The following is a 17341-nucleotide window of genomic DNA, read 5'->3' as shown; positions in this document are numbered from 1 at the left end:
CAGTCGGTTGACGCGCCCCTAGCCGATGCCCCGGCCCGCCAGGTCATCGAGGGCGCACTCGTCACCCGCCGCAGGAGGTTCCGCGTCCGGCCCGCCGCCCGCCGTGAACCCGGCGAGCCACCGGGGCAGGTACCAGTTTCGGTCGCCGAGCAGCGTCATGACAGAAGGCAGCAGGACGGCGCGGATCACGGTCGCGTCGATGAGTACGGAGATGGCCAGGCCGACGGCGAGCTGCTTGAACTGCTGCACGCTGAGCGTGCCGAACACCGCGAAAACGGCAACCATGATGATCGCGGCGCTGGTCACCACGCCGGCGGTGGACCGGATGCCGTACGCGACCGCCTCCCTGGTGGGGAGTCCGCGGTCATGGCCTTCCCTGATCCGGGACACGACGAACACGTTGTAGTCCATGGAGAGACCGAACAGCACGACGAACACGAACAGCGGGATCCACGACTCGATCGCGCCTGGTGCCTGGGTGCCGACAAGCCCCGCGCCCCAGCCGTGCACGAAGACGGCGCTGAGCGCGCCGTAGGCGGCGCCGACCGAGAGGAGGTTGAGTGCCATCGAGGTCGCCGCGATCGTCAGCGAGCCGAACGAGACGAGCATCAGCAGGAAGGTGATGCCCATCACGAACAGGATCACCGGAACGATGCTGCTGCCCATCTGGTTATTCCAGTCGATGCGCGCCGCAAGGTCGCCGCCCACCAGCGCGGTGCCGCCGGGGATCTGTCCAACGGTGGCAGGCACGATCGTGTCGTGCAGCGCCGTCAGGGCCTGCCGTGAGGTGGCGTCGTTACCTGTCCCAGCCAGCGGGATGGAGATCTCCGCCAGGTTCGCCTTCGGGTACACGATGGTGTGCACCGGCTGGCCGAGCGCACTGTTGTGGTAGCTAGTCAGGGCCGCGATCTGCCGCTGAGCGACTGCCGACCTGATGTCCGGCGCCTTCACCACCACAACGGCCGGGTTGGGACCGCCGGGGAAAGCAGTCATGATGTGGTCATAGCGCTGCACGATCGGACTGTTCGAGGGCAGCATCTGCTGCACGTTCAGGAATTCGGTGCGGATGCTGAGGGCGGGAGCGGCAAGGGCCAGCAGCAGGCCCGTGGCGAGTACCGCGGACCGGCCCGGGTGGGCGAGCACCCGGTCAAGCGCCGCGGTCCAGAATCGCCCGCCGCCGCTGCGGCCGATCCGGCGGAGGAACGGGATGCGGCCGAGCTCCACCTTGTCGCCGAGCAGCGAGAGCAGTGCGGGCAGCACGGTCACCGAGCCAACGACGGCGATCAGCACCACGGAGATGGTGGCGATCGCGAAGCCGTCGAAGATCTGCACGCCCGCCAGGAACATGCCGGCCATGGCGACCATGACGGTCAGGCCGGAGATCAGCACCGAGCGGCCGGAGGTGGCGGCGGCGGTGCGCAGCGCGGCTTCACGGCTCGCGCCCTTGGCCCGTTCCTCGCGCTCCCGGCGCAGGTAGAACAGGCAGTAGTCGACGCCAACCGCCATGCCCATCAGCATCATCACAGAGCTCGCCGAGGAGTCCACGTGCAGCACGTGGCTGACAAGCGCGAGGATCCCGTTGGCGGCAAGGAAGGCGGTCAGTGCCAGCACGACCGGCAGCAGCGCGGCGAGCAGTGCGCCGAAGATGACGAGCAAGATGCCAAGGGCCAGCGGGATAACGGTCCACTCGGCCTGACGGAAGTCACGGAAGATCGTGTCGTTGAACCACTTGGAGACGCTGGCCTGGCCGACTTCCTCGATCGTGACGTTCCGGTGTGCGGCCGCCACCCGCGCGACCGCGTCCTCAACCGGCTGCACCCGGTTGTACGCCGTGTCGGGGTCGCCCTTCATCGAGAACTGGAGCAGCTCCTGCTGCCCGCTGGCCGAGAAGGCGGGTGGCCGTACGCCGCTCACCTGGCCTGTTGCCTTGACGGCTGCGAGCACGGCGGTAGCAGCGGACCGCAGCGCCGCCTTGTCCGGCGACGCGGCGGAACTTGAGATCATCACGAGTTCGGACGCTGGGTCCTTGATGCCCGCGTTGACCAGCGTCCAGGTGGCCCGGCCGGACTCGCCGACACCGTACTCCGCCTGGTTCATGGTGACCTGGCCGACCATGCCGCCGACCAGCATGGTCACGATGACGAGCGCCAGCCACGCACCGACCGCGGTCAGCCGGTGCCGTGCGCTCCACCCGCCGAGCGTGGCGGCGAGATTGGGCAGGTGGCCCGTTGCCGTCACGCGCGCCGGATATGACTGATGGGTCGCCGAGCTTTTCATCGGTGCTCACCCCTACGACACGACCTTGCTGCCACCCCCAGCATGGTCACCAGGGCGGCGACGCGATACGGCCGTAAGGCCCGCACTCCCCGGGGCGTTGGTCACCGGTCAGCCTGCCGCGCCGACCCCGAACGCTTCGGCGAGCCGGCTTCAAGGTCAAGCCGGAGATTGCCGAGGCCCGGCCGATCGCGCCGTGAGGGGGGCTCACGGGGAGGTACGCGATCGACCGGGCCTTTCTAAAGGCTGTGCTCGTTATCAGGTCCCGGGGCACCCGTCGGCGGCCCACGGGGAACCGCCGTACTGCTGGTACAGCTCGGCGAAGATCTGCTTCTGGTGCGCGATCGACGTGCCGTACACGTTGTACCCGCTGGCGGGGATGATGCCGTAGGCATTGCCGTTCGCGGCAGGGTTCTGCAGGTTCGTCGACTCCCGGTAGGCCACGCACGCGGCGAACGACGAAGGCACGCCGGGGATGTCCGAGAGGCTGCTGGACGAGTAGCCCGACGACCCGGTGGAGGCCGCCCGCGTCGTGGTGCTCGCGGCGCTGCCCGACGATGAGCTGTAGGACGTCGTGTGCTGGCTGCTCGCGGGCGAGCTCGTGTGGTTCGACTGGGTGGTCGACGCGTGCGCGGCAGACGGTCCCGCGGGGATCTTGACAGTCTGCCCGGCGAAGATCAGGTCGAAGTTGTGGATCTGGGAGTTCGCAGTCTCAACCGCCGCGAGGCTCGCGTTATGCGCGGAGGCAATCCCAGAAAGGGTGTCACCCGGCTGAACGAGATAGGCGACGAGTGCGAGTGCTGAAAGCAATTCCTGTTGGCCTTCCGGCTTACGGCGGGTCCTACTGACTAACCGCCTTGGGTCTCCTGGCTGGGTCGCCCGGAATCAATCCTTTCGGATGTCCGGCAACAAGAAGCCCGGCACGTGCGCAATGGCGCCAACCCGTGTCGGGCGAGACCCAGACTACTCCGGTAATCGTCGGCTGGCCATTCAAGCAACCTCGGCCTCAAGGCCATTAACAGTGCCGATCCCGCGTGCCTGTCGGCTAATCGGCAAGATCGGGTAATCGGCCCCTGTGCATGAGGTCACATTGACCGCAGCCATTTCTCACACTTAGCAATCGCCGCACTACTAGGTGTAGCGACATTTCCAGGGAGCCGCAATTAAACTGCCACCGTTCTGCAACCCTACGGCCCATGATCACGGATACCTCGCTCCTGGCGGAAATAACGACCCGCATTCAGGGGCGTTATTCCGCGGTAATCCAATTTCCGCCGCGCCCACGTGGATTGGGATCTATCACACGTTGTTGAGGTACGCGAGTACCGCCAGGACCCGGCGGTGGCCGCTGTCGCTTTGCGGCAGGCCTAGCTTGACGAAGATGCCGCCGATGTGCTTGCTTACTGCCCGTTCGGTGATGAACAGGGTCTTCGCGATCGTGGTGTTGTCGTGGCCCTCGGCCATCAGCATGAGGACCTCGCGCTCGCGCGGGCTCTGGATGCCCGCCAGCGAGGCCGCGCAGGCCTCGGCCCGGCCGCAGTCGGCCGTCCTGGTGTCGGACGTGCCGCGCGGCGACGACGGCGGGGGTGGCCGCGGCGGACGGGACTGGTTCATCGGTTCTCCCCCTGGGTAACTGCCGCGGGCCGGCTTAGCGGTGGACGGCCGTTGCGCGACGGCTACGGAGGAGGCCGATGCCGGCGCCGGCCGCGACGACTCCCATGCCAACGGCGGTCACCACCTGCTGGCTGCCATCGATGGTGTGGCCGTGCAGGTGAATGTGCGGCCCGGCGACCCCGGCCACGACGGCGACGGCGGCGTTGAAGAGGAACAGGAACCAGAGCACCGCTTGGCGGAGAGCAGCGACTTCATGAGTCTTCCTTTCGAATCGTGGTTGCGATCTCTGCAATCCACGATGCGGTCAGGCGCTCAACGCAACGAGGGGGTGCTCACCCGAAACCGGGGTGTAGCGCGCTACACCCCGGTTGGGAGCCCGGTCCCCCTTCGGCCAGCCACGGGTCAGCCGGTAACCGGAACCTGGGGCGGGCCGCAGCCGTGCCCACCAGGGTGCTGGACGGGCTGGAGGTGGTGAGGATCGCGAAAGCGGCCCGCGGTCGCCTGGTCCAGCCGGCGGCCGTCGCCGAGTTCCGCGTTGGGGCACAGGCTGTCGGCCAGCCCGTGTCCCAGGCGCTGCCGGAGCACGAGTTCCGACCGCTGCAGGGCCTCGCGTCGCGGCACGGCGGGAGATAGCCCGCTCCCGCCGTGCCGCGCACGGCCGCCCCGGGGGGCCTGGGCGGTGGACGAAAGCGATCAGGCGGCCTTGCCGCTACTAGGCTCGGTCCCGCGACGCTTGAAGGGCCGTCGGCCAGAGAACGTGGCCGGTTCCTGCGCGCGACGATCCTGACTGCCCCTGGACCACCCCGTCGGCGGCGGTCCAGCTGAATCAGGCGTACATTGCGTGCGCGGCACGGCGGGGCCAGGAGATGCTCCCGCCGTGCCACGCACGGCCGCCCTGGGGAAGGGCGGCCCGCCCCGGGGGAGGGCGGTGGAGGAAAGTCTCAGGCGGCCTTGCCGCAGGGCTCGGTCCCGCGCCGAGCGAAGGGCTGCAGCTCGGAGAAGGCAGCCGATTCCTCGGCGATGACCATGATCGCCAGTTGCTTCATCATGAGGAACCGCACGTCGGCTTGGGTCAGCCCGCTGTCTAGCGTGTCAGTCCGCTCCATCGTCTCCCCGTCCGCTCGTACTGTGCTTGACGCTCCGGTCGGCTTGGGCCAATCCAGCCGACCGGAGCACTGGAAAGAGTCTGCGTCACCCGTGGTGTGCCGCACATCACGGTCAGCGTCCGTCATCGGATGGTGCTAGCTGGGCCCGGGCATTCCCGCTAGCCGGTATGCCCGGCTGCTTCGCCGGCCCTGGGCATATCGCGGCGCAGCCTGTGCGCGGATAAGCAGGGTCCAGCGCCCAAAGCAGAGGTGTAGCTGCTTACACCGGCGTTCGGGAGTGCGCTCCCTCGCCGCCCCGGGCGGGGGTCGGCACTGTTGATCAAGGAACAGTCGCAACCTGAAGGCGAGAAGAGCATGCCCATGATGAAGTCCGTGCGTACTGCCGGTTCCGGCAGGATCGAGGTGGTGAAGGTGGAGCGTCCGGTTCCCGGCCCCAGGGATGTGCTCGTGCGGGTGCGCGCTTGCGGCATCTGCGGCACCGATGCCGCATTCGTCGAGATGGGCGGGATGCCCGGCCCTGCGGGAGAGGTGCGGGCGATTCCGCTCGGGCATGAGCCGGCCGGCGAGATCGTCGAGGCGGGCGCGGACGTGGCCGGGCTGAGGCCAGGCGACCGGGTGGTTGTCAATCCGCAGGCCGCGCCTTCTGGCATCATCGGCTGCGGCGGCGCGCAGGGCGGCATGAGCGAGTACCTCCTCATCGAGGACGCGGGGGCGGGCAAGAGCCCGAACCCATCGATCTCGGAGCTATGCTGCGCAGCGAAATGACGATAATCGCCTCCCAGGGATCCCCCACTGAGATCTTCGAGGTCACCGAGGATATCGCCGAGCATGCGGCGCGCTTCTTCCGGCTGGTCAGCCATCGCGTCCCATTCTCTGACGCGGAGCGTGCGTTCGAACTCGCGCTCACCCCTGGTGCCGCGGAGAAGGTAGTGGTGAGCTTCGATGACTGACGCGCAGCGCACCTGCGCCGTGGCCGCTGGGCCGCGGGCGCCGGCAGGGCATCTCCTGACCCGAACCATTCTCGCGGCATCGGCTGCGGCACTGCTGGTCGGATAAATCAAAATCATCATCCTGAACGAGTGCGGCTTACTCAGCCACCGCACCGGTCATCTCCCTGCGGGCCCGCCGCACCGCGGGCGTGACTGCCTCGGCGAAGTCCAGGTCGGCGCGGGTCAGCGGGCTGTGCGGGTCACCGGGCCGGGCGCGCCGGGCGAACGGCGGGTCCGCGCCGACCCGTTCGCAGGTCAGTGCGGAGATCAGCACCGCTTCCTCGACCGCCGCGGTGAGCAGGTCCGCGGGCCAGCGGAGCAGGTCTCCGGGGGCGAGCAGGCCGCGCCTGCTCAGACCGCCGAGCAGGCCCGCGGTGAACGCGTCGCCGGCGCCGATCGTGTCCGCCACCTGGACCTGACGGCCGGAACAGGAAATCGGCGTGTTCCCGGCCCGGTACAGCAGCGCCCCGCGCGGGCCGTCGGTGATGACGACAAGCAGCGCTCCGAGGTCGAGCAGCCGGCCGCTCACCTGCTCAGGGCCTGCTCCGGGGTAGAGCCAGTCGATGTCCTCGCGGCTGGCCTTGATGATGTGCGCGACGCGTACGAACTGCTCGATGAGCGGGCGCGCCCGTGCCGGCTCGCCGACCAGGTCCGGGCGGACGTTGGGATCGTAGCTGATCACCACGTTGCCTTCGCTGCGCAGTGCGGCAACCGCGGCGTGGACACGCAGGTCGCCCGGGGGCGTCCAGGAGGCGAGCGAGCCGACATGCAGCACGTTAGTGTCGCGCGGGACACGCGCGAGCTCGGCATCGGTCCACTGCCAGTCCGCGGTGCCCGCGGCGTAGAAGTCGTAACTGGCCCGCGCGCTGCTGTCGAGGCTGACCACCGCGAGGGTGGTCGGCTCCGCCGCGTGCGGCGCGGGCGCCAGGTCGAGGCCTTCGGCGGTGGCATGCGCGCGCAACTGCCGGCCGAACGCGTTGTCCGCGAGCCGCGCCATCAGGGCGGTGCGGTGGCCGAGCCTGGCCAGGCCGACCGCCACGTTGAACGGGCTGCCCCCGGGCCTGGCCTGATAGTGACCTGGGTGGTCGCCTGGAACGAGGTCGACGACGGCCTCGCCGATGACCGTGAGAACCGGCTTTTTGTGCTCAGTCACGCGCTGCCGCCGTCGGGCCGATCTCACCCGAGCCACGAGGGATGAGCCGGGTGGGCAGGACATGCGTGCGGAACGGGGAGCGGTCGCCGTCCAGCCTGCGGAACAAGGTCTCTGCCGCCAGCTTGCCCAGGCCGATGACGTCTTGGGCCACTACGGTAATGCCGGGACGGAGCATGTCCGCCAGCGGAAAGTCGTCGAATCCCACCATGGCCACGGTGTTCTCCATGCCAAGGGCCCGCAGCGTCCTTCTGGCGCCGATGGTGACAATGTTCTGGCTGGTGAACAGCGCGGTGGGTGGCTCCGGCAGGCGCAGCATGCGCGTTGCCGCATCGATCGCGGCCTCCTCCGAGCTCGCCTCGTGCCACACGATCCGCTCGTCAAGCGGGATGCGCGCCAGCTCAAGCGCGCGGGTGTAGCCGTCGTAGCGCTGCGCGCCGGTGGCCACCGACATCCGGTCACCGAGGTAGCCGATCCGCTGGTGCCCGGCGGCCAGTAGGTGGTTGACCGCGCCGATCGCTCCTGCCCGGTTGTCGGACACCACGGCGTCCGCGTCAAGCAGGCGCGGCTCGCGGTCGACGAAGACCATGCAGGTGCCGGCCTGGCGTTCCCTGAGCAGGTAGCTGTGGTCCCGCCCGGCCGGCACGATCAGCAGTCCGTCCACGCGGCGGTCGAGGAACGCGCCGGCCAGCCGCCGCTCGCGGTCGGCGTCCTCGTCCAGGCTGCCGAACAGAGCGAGCACTCCCCGCTCACGCGCCGCGTTCTCGATGACGCGCAGAAGCGCCGCGGAAAATGGGTTAGCCGCGTCCTCGACGAGCGTGCCAATCGTCGCGGTGCGCCCGTCGCTCCTGCGCAGGTTGCTGGCCGTGAGATTGGGACGGTAACCAAGCCGGTCGGCCGCGGTATTTACCCGCGCCACTAGCTCCGGATCGACCGTGCTGACGCCATTGATCACCCGAGAGACGGTCTTGAAGGAGACTCCGGCAAGTGCCGCCACGTCGCGCATAGTGGGCCTGGCGGCCGGTCGAGATCCGTCCGGATCTAGTCGAGTCATCGTTGTCTCTCCAACCTTCGCGTTACTTACTCGTTGCCCAACGGGTCTCTTGGTGCATCTTGACAGATTGTTTCACGCAAGTCATCCTCCTGGTGAGGCAACGTTGTCCCAGATTTAACAGCGACGCAATCAAGATCTCAGCGTCAATTCGTGGCCAACACCTGAGAGGCGTTAACAGCATGGACAGCTCAACGAAGAGAGCGACCCGCGGGGGAGCGCGCCGGCGATCATATCGCCGCGCGGCGTACGCTGCGGCGGCCCTCTGCGCTTCTGCGGCCCTCGCCGCCTGCACTTCTTCTAGTTCTACTAGCTCCTCAAGCTCTGCCGCTTCGCAAAGCTCGGCGAGCGGTTCGGCGTCGTCTAGCGGGTCGGCGTCGGCTGGCGGCCAGACTGTGGGCGTGTCCCTCATCCTCAAGACCCTGACCAACCCCTACTTTGTCACGATGAAGAACGACGCCGAGGCCGCCGCGGCCAAGGACGGGGTCAACCTGACGGTCGCCGCGGGCAGCTCAGACGGCGACACCCAGACTCAGATCAGCGCGATCGACAACGCGATCTCGAGGGGTGACAAGGGCATCCTCATCACGACCAACGGCAACGCGGTGAATACCGCACTGGAGCAGGCGAAGAAGGCAGGCCTGTTCGTGATCGCGCTGGACACCGCGCCCACACCGCCGACCGTCGCGGACATCACCTACGCCACGGACAACACGGCGGCAGGCAAGCTGGACGGGCAGTACGCGGCGAAGATGCTCGCCGGCAAGCCGGCCGTCATCGCGATGCTCGACCTCTTCAACAACCAGGTCGTCTCGGTCGACGTCGACCGTGACCACGGCTTCCTTGAAGGCATGGGCATCAACCCCGGCAACCCCAACGAGAACGGCCAGGAGGCCAAGACCGGCAGCTACGCCGGCGGCACGTACACCATCGCCTGCCACCAGCCGACCCAGGGCGCGATCGACGGCGGCCGGACCGCGATGGAAAACTGCCTGTCGGCCAACTCGAACATCAACGTGGTCTACGCGATCAACGAGCCGGCCGCCGAGGGCGCGTACGCCGCGATCAAGGCCGCGGGCAAGCTGAACCAGATCAAGGTCTTCGCGATCGACGGCAGCTGCGCCGGGCTGAAGCTGGTGAGCAGCGGCGAATTCGCCGCCGATGCGGTGCAGTACCCGGGCAAGATGGCCGTCCTCGGTATGGAGGCGATCGCCAGTCTCGCCCGCGGCGGGAGCAAGCCATCGGTCTCCAACGGCCTGTCGTTCTTCAACACGGGGACCGCGCTTGTGGCAGGCAAGTCCTACTCGGGCGTCACGATCGAGTCGCCCACCCAGGGCGCCTCGGGCTGCTGGGGTAGCTAGCTAACCGATTTCGCGCGACGCTGAACGCAAGGGCCGGCGGGCGCCGAGGGGCGCCCGCCGGCCGGACCTAATCACCACGGGCCGCGCAGCGGTAACCATCGAAGGGGATCGGTTTGACCACCGCAATACATGACGATGCCGGATCCGCGGCACTCGAGGAGTTTCTCAACCGCCCGCCGAGCGTGGGCCAGCGCGTCCATTCAGTGCTGCACGGCCAGCCCGCGCTCAGCCCGGCGATCGTCCTCGTGCTCGCCTGCGTGGGATTCAGCCTGACCAGCAGCCACTTCTACCAGCTGCAGAACCTGTCCCTCGTGGTGCAGCAGGCCGCAGTTGTCGGCACGCTCGCGGCCGGGCAGACCCTGATCATCCTGACTGCCGGCATCGACCTGTCCATTGGCGCGATCATGGTGCTGTCCTCGCTGGTCATGGCGACGCTGTCCTACCAGCAGCACGTGCCGGGGGTGCTGGCGCTGCTGATCGGTGTGGTGATCGCGATCGCCGCCCAGACCGTCAACGGGTTCCTGGTGACGCGGATCAAGCTGCCGCCGTTCATCGTCACGCTTGGCACGCTCAGCATCTTCACCGCGATCACGCTCATCTACGCGCAGGGCCAGACGATACAACTCCCGCCCGGCGCCTTCCTGCTGTGGACAGGGAACACCTTCTCCATCGGGTCGGTGAACCTCACCTACGGCGTCCTGCTGATGGTCGTGCTGTACCTGGTGTTCTCGTACGCGCTGCGCTTTACCGCGTGGGGGCGGCACCTGTACGCCGTGGGCGACGACGCGGAGGCGGCGCGGCTCGCCGGAATCTCGGTGAACCGGGTGCTGCTGAGCGCCTACATGGTCGCCGGGATCGCCGTCGCCGTGGCCGCCTGGGTCCTCGTCGGCCGGGTCGGCGGCGGTGACCCCAACAGCGGGCTCAACGCCAACCTGGAGTCGATCACCGCGGTGGTCATTGGCGGCACCAGCCTCTTCGGCGGCCGGGGCGTCGTGCTCGGGTCGCTGATCGGCGCGCTCATCGTGCAGGTCTTCGACAACGGCCTCGCGCTCGCCGGGCTTGACCCCAACTATCAGGTCCTCGCGGTCGGCATCCTGGTGATCGCCGCCGTGTCCGTCGACCAGTGGATCAGGAGCGTGAAGGCATGACAACCCCGGTGCTCGAGGCGCGCGGCCTCGTGAAGCTGTTCGGCCGGGTCATCGCGCTTGACGCGGTGGATCTCGCCTTGTACCCGGGGGAGATCCTCGCGGTGATCGGTGACAACGGCGCGGGCAAGTCGACCCTTATCAAGTGCCTGTCCGGAGTGCTCGTACCCGACACGGGCAAGATCTTCGTGAACGGAGACGAGGTCCGATTCCGCAACCCCCAGGACGCGAGAAGCGCGGGCATCGAGACCGTTCACCAGGTCCTCGCCGTCGCCCCGGCGCTCGACATCGCCAGCAACCTGTTCCTCGGCAGGGAGATCCGCCGCAAGGGCCCGCTCGGCTCGCTGCTGCGGATGCTCGACAGCAAGGAGATGCGCAGGCGGTCGGCGGAGCAGATCAAGAACCTGGGCATCGGCACCCTGCAGAACATCGGGCAGGCGGTAGAGACCCTGTCCGGCGGACAGCGTCAGGCCGTGGCGGTCGCCCGCGCCAGTGCCTTCGGCAGCCATGTCGTCATCCTGGACGAGCCCACCGCGGCCCTCGGCGTGCGGGAGACCGGGCAGGTGCTCAAGCTCATCCGCGACCTGCGCGACACCGGTAAGGCGGTCATCCTGATCAGCCACGACATGCAGAACGTCTTCGCACTCGCGGACCGCATCCACGTCCAGCGCCTCGGCGCGCGCGCCGCCGTGATCACGCCAAAGACGCACACGATGGAAGACGCGGTCGCGATTATGACCGGTGCGAGGAGGATGACGACCAGTCATTCGACTGATTGAAGCGTGCCCGCGTCCCGGTGGGTTCAGCCGGGGCATTCCGGCTAGCAGGTAGTGGGGTTGGGCGCTCGCCACATAGTGCGTCACGGTCTGGCGCGCCATCGTGGGAGTGTGAATACAGCACTTCGTTCGTTGCGGTCCAGCTGGTCGTCCGACCTGCAACCCGTACTGGTCGGCATCCAAGGGTGTGCTGGTGAGCGAGCTGTGATGAGAACTACCAAGCCTTACCACAGCGACGGGTCGCGGTGCCTCAACCCCTGGTTGTGCCAGCGGGATGAACACACCCGTACCCCGAAATGCGGGGCCAAGGCACCGTCCTCGCCATTCGAATGCGAGCTCCCAGCGGGCCACCCGGGTGGCCACTTGCACATCTCTTGACGAGCTGTGCCGGAGCCCGCCGCGTTCTTGATGGACGAGCCGCTGTCCAACCTGGACGCCAAGCTCCGCGTCTCGATGCGCGCCGCCCTCAACCAGCTGCACGAGCGGCTCGGCACGACGACGGTGTACGTGACGCACGACCAGGTCGAGGCGATGACCCTCGGCGACCGGGTCTGCGTCCTGCGCGACGGCAAGCTGCAGCAGGCCGACACCCCGCAGGAGCTGTTCGACGCCCCGGTCAACCTGTTCGTCGCCGGGTTCATCGGCTCCCCGGCGATGAACTTCGTCACCGCCGACCTGGTCCGCGACGACGGCCCCGCCGTCGCGTTCGCCGGGTTCAAGCTCCCCGTCCCCGCCGCGGTGGTGGCCGGCAAGCCCGGCCTGGATGAGTTCTTCGGCAAGAAGGTCATCCTCGGCATCCGCCCGTCGGACTTCGAGGACGGCGCGTTCGCCGACGCCGGCTGGCCCCGCATCGGCGTCACCGCCGGCGTCACCGAGGGGCTCGGCACCGAGATCCACGCCATCTTCACCATCGACGCGCCCCCGGTCGAGCACCACTCGATCACCTCGGCGGCCGGCGGGCACGACGAGGAAGACGAGACCGTCGCCGCCCTCGTCGGCGGCAAGTCGCTGTGGACCGCCCGGGTCTCCTCCCGCTCCGCGGTCCGCCCCGGCGCCCCGCTCGAGCTCGCCATCGACACGTCCCGGCTGCACTTCTTCGACCCCGCCTCCGGCGAATCCATCGGCCACCCGCTGTCCGCGAGTGCGGGATAGACCGGCCTGCGCGCCTGCAAAGCAACGATCGGCGGGTCGCGCGCGCGTCAGGCGGCTACCGGCGGGAAACCGTTAGGTGACCTGCTCCGCGCGTGACCCTGTGATGGCGGACGTCGCCGAACTGGCGAGCGTCTCGCACCAGACTGTCTCGCGCGTGATCAATGACCATCCCAATGTCCGGCAGCCTACGCGCATGCGAGTGCAGGCCGCGATCGCCGAACTCCATTACCGCCCCAACCGTGCGGCGCGTCAACGCCACCCTGGAACCGTCGCCGTTGGTGACACCGATCATTGAATCACATATCACCGCAGGTCATTTGGCGTGCCAGCCGCGTACTACGGCCATCCGTGGACAGGGAGGGTAGGCGATTAGGCGGCCTTGCCGCGGTCGGCCTCGGTCCGGCGCCGCGAGAAGGGCCGTCGGCCAGAGAAGTTGGCCGTTTCCTCGGCGACGATCCTGGCTCCTAGCCGCTGGAGGTCGGCGAGCTCTGCGTGGAGCTTGCGGACTTCGTGTTCTCCCCAGTTCGGTGAGCTGACCCGGTGGTGGGTGATGGCGGTTGCCATGAGGAACCGCGCGTCCGCCGGCGTGAACCCCTCGTCCAGCCAGTCGGTCCGCTCCATAATCTTCCCCCGATTACGCTTGAATTCTGGAACGCTCCGGACGGCTGGGTCACTCCAGCCGGCCGGAGCAATGCATAGAGTCTGCGGGCCGGCCGTGTTCCGCACATCGCGGGCAGCGTCCGTCATTGGTTAGCGCTAGCTTGCCCCGGGCTTTCCTGCTGGCAGGTAAGACTGATTGGTCTGCAGGCTGGATCGCTGCCCGCTTGACGGACGATAATCGCAGGATGAGCAGGCAGGGGATCCGGGTCGCGCTGGCAGACGACGACGTCCTGCTTCGCGAGGGCCTGGCAAGCCTGCTCGACCGCTCCGGCTTCGACGTGGTCGGCCAGAGCGGTGACGCGGTAGGCCTGATTGACCTGGTGCACCGGCAGCGGCCGGACCTGGTCGTGGTGGACATCCGGATGCCGCCGCGGCATGAGGTCGAGGGCCTGGAGGCGGCCCGCCAGATCCGCGCGGAGCTTCCTGAGACTGCCATCCTCGTGTTGTCGGCGCACGTTGAGGTCGAGCATGCGATGGATCTGCTGGCGGAGGGGCAGCGCACCGGTTACCTGCTGAAGAGCCGGGTGATCGACGTGGACGACTTTACCGAGACCCTGCGGCGGCTGGTGCGCGGCGGTTCGGCCGTCGATCCGGCTCTTGTCGCCGAGCTTTTCGCCGCGCGCCGGGCGGACGACCCGCTTGACGTGCTGTCCCCGCGGGAGCGCGAGGTGCTCGCGCTGATGGCGGAGGGTCGATCCAACAGTGCCATCGCGCAGCGGCTGTGGGTGACCGAGGGCACTGTGGAAAAGCACGTGCGGAGCATCCTGATGAAGCTGCACCTTGAGGAGTCTGACGAGGTGCACCGCCGGGTGCTGGCGGTGCTCACCTTCCTCGGCGCCCGTTAGGCCGCCCGCGCGGTTGCCCGTCAGCCGGACGGTGACCCGAGGACCCGCAAGATCGCCGCGGCAGACAGTTCCGCCTTGGCCAGGAATCCGGCCGCCTGGCACTCCGTGATCAGGTCCGCGTAGTCGTCCCCGGGCCGGGTGGAGGTCATGATCACGGCGATTCCCCGGGCGGCGAGGTCGCGTGCCAGGTCGAAGCCGTTCTCCGCGCCGAGCCCGATGTCGACCAGGGCGATGTCCGGCTGCAGTTCGCCTGCCTGCCGCATTGCCTCCGCGCTTGACAACGCGATCCCCGTCACCGTGAGACCCCCCCTGACGAGCAGGCTCCTCGCGGTCTCCAGGAAGGCAGCGTTGTCATCGACAAGCAGGCAGCGCATGGTCACACGTCCACGATGACTCGCGCGCCTTCCCCGGCGCATTGCTGGTAACAGGAATAGGCACGGCAACCTCTCGTCTGGCTAGCTTTAGCAGGGGCATTCCAGCTAGCAGGTAGTGAGGTTGGGCGCTCACCATGTAGTTCGTGACTGTCTGGTCAGCCATCGTGGGTTCATGTGCAAACACCAGCCTCCGTGTCCCGACCCGCTAGCGCCGGACCGCATGGCCGCCCGCGTCGAGGTCAGCCATCCCGAGCAGGGGTGGAGCATGCTCTGCAACGGTGTCGTGCTGTTCGACGATGCCGGAGGACTGCTCCCCGACGGCAGGGAAGTAGGGCCGAGGCAGGGGGCATCGATCCCCCGCCAGCGGGCTCGGGCAGTGTACGTTCCGTCCGTGTGGGTGCTGGCCGCGGGGGCCCGATCACTCGGCATCCCGCATGGCGCCGGAAACCTGTGATGAACAGCACCGAGCAATACCATGGCGACCGGTCGCGGTGCCTCAACCTCTTGTTGTGCCAGCGGGACGACCACACGCCCGTTACCCCGCCATGCGGCACCCCGGCACCCGCCAGGCCAGCCCAGTGCGAGCTCCCAGCGGGCCACCCTGGACCCCACTTGAACTTCCCTTGATCGCTAGAACTCGCTGACCGGGAGTTCCGCCAGCAGGGTAGTCCCCTCACCAGGTCGGCTCTGGACGTTCAGCGTCCCGCCGACGGCCGCGACCCTGTCCTTGAGGCCGACCAGGCCGGAGCCGTGCACCGGGTCGGCTCCGCCGGTCCCGTCGTCGCTGATCCTGAGCCTGATGACCTCACCGGCCTGCTCGATGCCGATCTGCACGGCGGAGGCTTCGGCGTGCTTGGCCGCGTTCGCCAGTGCCTCCGATATGACGTAGTACGCCGTGACCTCGAGACGCTCGGGCAGTCGTTCCCGTGTCCGCACGTCGAGCGTCACTGGTACCGGTGACCGGCGGGCGAGCGCCCTGAGCGCGGCTTCCAGCCCGCCCTCGGTGAGGATCGCCGGGTGGATACCGCGTGCGTACTCGCGGAGTTCGTCAAGCGCGTTCGTCAGCCCGGCCACTACGCGGTCCAGGTTCGCGCGAAGTTTCCCCAGTTCGGGCGGCATGTCCGCCTGAACAGAACGAAGCTGCAGTCCGAGATTGACGAGCCGCTGCTGCGCGCCGTCGTGCAGGTCGCGCTCGATGCGGCGCCTTGTCTCATCTGCCGTGGCGACGATGCGGGCCCGGGAGGCCGTCAGCTCCGCCTGAGTGTCTGCGTTGGCGATCGCGGTGGCGACCAGCTCAGTGAACCCGGCCAGGCGCTCCTCGGTGTCTGATGGCAGCGGCTGCCGGCTCATGGATGCGGCGACCATGACACCCCACAGTCGGCCCTCGACGTTGATTGGCGCGCCCACCGACGACCTGATGCCCTGGTCGCGCGCGTAGTCGGCGGCGCCGCCTGAGGCGCCCTCGTAGCTGTCCACCCGGGCCGTACGCCCGGTTTCGAGTACTGCCGCTGTGACGCTCCGCCCGCCCAGGGTGACCTGCTCGCGGACCGGGACCGGTTCGCCGGAACTGCTCCAGCCGGCGACGCCCGTCGCCAGGCCTTCTTCGTAACGGCCGATGAGCGTGAAGTCGGCTGGAAGCAGCCGGCCGACTTCGCGCGCGACCGCTTCGAAGATCACGCGCGGCGGTTCGCCGAGCGCTACGAGCGTGGCTACCCGGCGCAGCGCGGCCTGCTCTTCGGCGATCGTGCTGAGCTCCTGCCGCGCCTGGGCGTTCGCGATCGTGGTCGCTATGAGCTCCGTGAACGCGGCCAGCCGCTGCTCGGTGCCGGACGGCAGGGCGTTCTCGCGTACCGACGCGGCGATCATGACGCCCCAGAGCCGGCTCTCGACACGGATCGGCGCGCCCGCCGAGGAGCGCATTCCGATCTCGCGCGCCGCCGCGCTGACCGCGTCGTCGCCGGTCGCGGGATAGTCGGCTCGCGCCGCCCGCCCTGTCTCGAACACCGCCGTGCTCACGTTCCGCCCGCCAAGCACCAACCGGCGGCCAAGGAGCCGGTAGCCGCCGGCCCTGCTCCAGCCGCCGACCACTTCGACACCGCCGTCAGCGTCGTAGCGGGCCACCATCGCGAAGTCGGCTTCTGGCAGCACCCGCCCGACCTCTTCGGCAACGGCGGCGAACACCGTCACGGGCGCCGTGCCTGCGGCGGCAAGCATCGCCACGCGCCGCAGCGCGGCCTGCTCCTCGGCGATCGCGCGCAGTTCCACATGTGCCTGGGCGCTCGCAATCGCGGTCCCGACAAGCTCGGCGAACGCGGATATCCGGTGCTCATCCTCGAGACGAAGCCCCTCAGGTTCCGTGGTCGCGTTGATCACCACACCCCACAGCCGCCCGCCGACGATGACGGGGCTGCCGATGGCGGCACGCATGCCCATGCTCCGCAGGGAGTCCGCGACCGACCCCGGGGGCCCGGCGAACCGTGCGGCCCGCATCGGCCTGCCAGTGCGCAGGACCGCGATGGCGATGCCCTCACCCGACACCGTCAGCCTGGTCCCAACGCGGGCGAGCACCCCGCCGCGGCTCGAGCAGCCGACCACGGTCGCGGCGCTATCGGTTTCGTACCTGAGCACCACCGCGATGTTCGCCCCCGACACCTGCGCCAGTTCCTCGGCCACTGCCGCGAAGATATCCTCCGGGGCTGCGGCCCTGGCCACGAGCGTGGCGACCCGGTGCAGCGCCGCCTGCTCGCCGGCGAGCCGCTGGACCTCCTGGTGCCCGGCGCCCGGCGCCGGCCACGATGAGCTGTCCATCCCGGGCGACCGTCAAGACCGCGTCGCCGTGAGCCG

Annotated in this window: 16 protein-coding genes and 4 pseudogenes; 10 read left to right on the top strand and 10 right to left on the bottom strand. The window is 68.6% G+C overall.

Features of this window, described 5'->3' with window-relative positions; genetic code table 11:
* Positions 1–18: 18 nt before the first annotated feature.
* The 4 genes and pseudogenes from EAS64_RS05485 to EAS64_RS05470 form a co-directional block, all read right to left on the bottom strand.
* Positions 19–2238 (bottom strand): MMPL family transporter, encoded by a 2220-nt coding sequence (locus EAS64_RS05485; protein ID WP_222849018.1) that lies wholly within the window; start codon positions 2236–2238, stop codon positions 19–21.
* A gap of 294 nt (positions 2239–2532) precedes the next feature.
* Complete coding sequence (locus EAS64_RS05480) at positions 2533–3084, bottom strand: LysM peptidoglycan-binding domain-containing protein (RefSeq protein WP_145851557.1); 552 nt, start codon at positions 3082–3084, stop codon at positions 2533–2535.
* Positions 3085–3573: 489 nt separating this feature from the next.
* Positions 3574–3762: pseudogene (locus tag EAS64_RS45605) on the bottom strand (response regulator transcription factor); the annotation flags it as partial.
* A gap of 160 nt (positions 3763–3922) precedes the next feature.
* Positions 3923–4117: a hypothetical protein gene (locus EAS64_RS05470; RefSeq protein ID WP_222849016.1), complete on the bottom strand. Its 195-nt coding sequence runs from the start codon at positions 4115–4117 to the stop codon at positions 3923–3925.
* A gap of 209 nt (positions 4118–4326) precedes the next feature.
* Between EAS64_RS05470 and EAS64_RS05465 the strand changes: the two genes are divergently transcribed.
* Complete coding sequence (locus tag EAS64_RS05465; protein ID WP_145851556.1) at positions 4327–4521, top strand: hypothetical protein; 195 nt, start codon at positions 4327–4329, stop codon at positions 4519–4521.
* A 308-nt stretch (positions 4522–4829) separates the two neighbouring features.
* Here EAS64_RS05465 and EAS64_RS43355 read toward each other — a convergent pair whose 3' ends face one another.
* A complete protein-coding gene (locus EAS64_RS43355) occupies positions 4830–4994 on the bottom strand; it encodes a hypothetical protein (protein ID WP_187365705.1) in 165 nt (54 codons plus the stop codon).
* 315 nt (positions 4995–5309) lie between these two features.
* Between EAS64_RS43355 and EAS64_RS44550 the strand changes: the two genes are divergently transcribed.
* The gene (locus tag EAS64_RS44550) at positions 5310–5759 is read left to right on the top strand and encodes an alcohol dehydrogenase catalytic domain-containing protein (protein WP_222849015.1); all 450 of its coding nucleotides are present in this window, start codon (positions 5310–5312) and stop codon (positions 5757–5759) included.
* A complete protein-coding gene (locus tag EAS64_RS44545) occupies positions 5756–5944 on the top strand; it encodes a hypothetical protein (RefSeq protein ID WP_222849014.1) in 189 nt (62 codons plus the stop codon). The genes EAS64_RS44550 and EAS64_RS44545 overlap by 4 nt, the downstream gene beginning before the upstream one ends.
* Before the next feature lie 136 nt (positions 5945–6080).
* Here the strand turns inward: EAS64_RS44545 and EAS64_RS05455 are convergent, their stop codons facing one another.
* Together EAS64_RS05455 and EAS64_RS05450 are read right to left on the bottom strand one after the other, a co-directional pair.
* Complete coding sequence (locus EAS64_RS05455; RefSeq protein ID WP_222849013.1) at positions 6081–7136, bottom strand: carbohydrate kinase family protein; 1056 nt, start codon at positions 7134–7136, stop codon at positions 6081–6083.
* Entirely contained in the window at positions 7129–8187 is a 1059-nt protein-coding gene (locus tag EAS64_RS05450; protein ID WP_145851554.1) for a LacI family DNA-binding transcriptional regulator, read from the bottom strand. Before EAS64_RS05450 ends, EAS64_RS05455 begins: the two co-directional genes overlap by 8 nt.
* 398 nt (positions 8188–8585) lie before the next feature.
* Between EAS64_RS05450 and EAS64_RS05445 the strand changes: the two genes are divergently transcribed.
* From EAS64_RS05445 to EAS64_RS05425, 5 genes and pseudogenes are all read left to right on the top strand, one after another.
* Complete coding sequence (locus EAS64_RS05445) at positions 8586–9545, top strand: substrate-binding domain-containing protein (protein WP_222849012.1); 960 nt, start codon at positions 8586–8588, stop codon at positions 9543–9545.
* Between the two features lie 113 nt (positions 9546–9658).
* Complete coding sequence (locus EAS64_RS05440; protein ID WP_145851552.1) at positions 9659–10693, top strand: ABC transporter permease; 1035 nt, start codon at positions 9659–9661, stop codon at positions 10691–10693.
* Entirely contained in the window at positions 10690–11469 is a 780-nt protein-coding gene (locus EAS64_RS05435; RefSeq protein ID WP_145851551.1) for an ATP-binding cassette domain-containing protein, read from the top strand. Before EAS64_RS05440 ends, EAS64_RS05435 begins: the two co-directional genes overlap by 4 nt.
* Before the next feature lie 381 nt (positions 11470–11850).
* Positions 11851–12618 (top strand): annotated as a pseudogene (locus EAS64_RS05430) (ABC transporter ATP-binding protein); the annotation flags it as partial.
* A 103-nt stretch (positions 12619–12721) separates the two neighbouring features.
* Positions 12722–12868, top strand: a pseudogene (locus tag EAS64_RS05425) (LacI family DNA-binding transcriptional regulator); the annotation flags it as partial.
* 119 nt (positions 12869–12987) lie between these two features.
* On the opposite strand, the gene EAS64_RS05420 reads toward EAS64_RS05425, so the two are convergent.
* Positions 12988–13239, bottom strand: coding sequence for a hypothetical protein (locus tag EAS64_RS05420; RefSeq protein WP_145851549.1), 252 nt, complete (start codon positions 13237–13239; stop codon positions 12988–12990).
* 224 nt (positions 13240–13463) lie between these two features.
* Here EAS64_RS05420 and EAS64_RS05415 point away from each other — a divergent pair, with 224 nt between their 5' ends.
* Positions 13464–14123, top strand: coding sequence for a response regulator (locus EAS64_RS05415; RefSeq protein WP_145851548.1), 660 nt, complete (start codon positions 13464–13466; stop codon positions 14121–14123).
* Positions 14124–14143: 20 nt separating this feature from the next.
* On the opposite strand, the gene EAS64_RS05410 is transcribed toward EAS64_RS05415, so the two are convergent.
* Complete coding sequence (locus tag EAS64_RS05410) at positions 14144–14497, bottom strand: response regulator (protein WP_145852366.1); 354 nt, start codon at positions 14495–14497, stop codon at positions 14144–14146.
* A gap of 172 nt (positions 14498–14669) precedes the next feature.
* Here EAS64_RS05410 and EAS64_RS45600 point away from each other — a divergent pair.
* Positions 14670–14840: pseudogene (locus EAS64_RS45600) on the top strand (DUF5999 family protein); the annotation flags it as partial.
* 287 nt (positions 14841–15127) lie between these two features.
* Here EAS64_RS45600 and EAS64_RS05400 read toward each other — a convergent pair.
* Complete coding sequence (locus tag EAS64_RS05400) at positions 15128–17305, bottom strand: GAF domain-containing sensor histidine kinase (protein ID WP_145851546.1); 2178 nt, start codon at positions 17303–17305, stop codon at positions 15128–15130.
* Between the last annotated feature and the right edge of the window lie 36 nt (positions 17306–17341).

The organism is Trebonia kvetii (assembly GCF_007827045.1).
Lineage (GTDB): Bacteria > Actinomycetota > Actinomycetes > Streptosporangiales > Streptosporangiaceae > Trebonia > Trebonia kvetii.
Note: the sequence above shows the minus strand (reverse complement) of the source record. Positions and strands in the feature narration are given on the sequence as shown.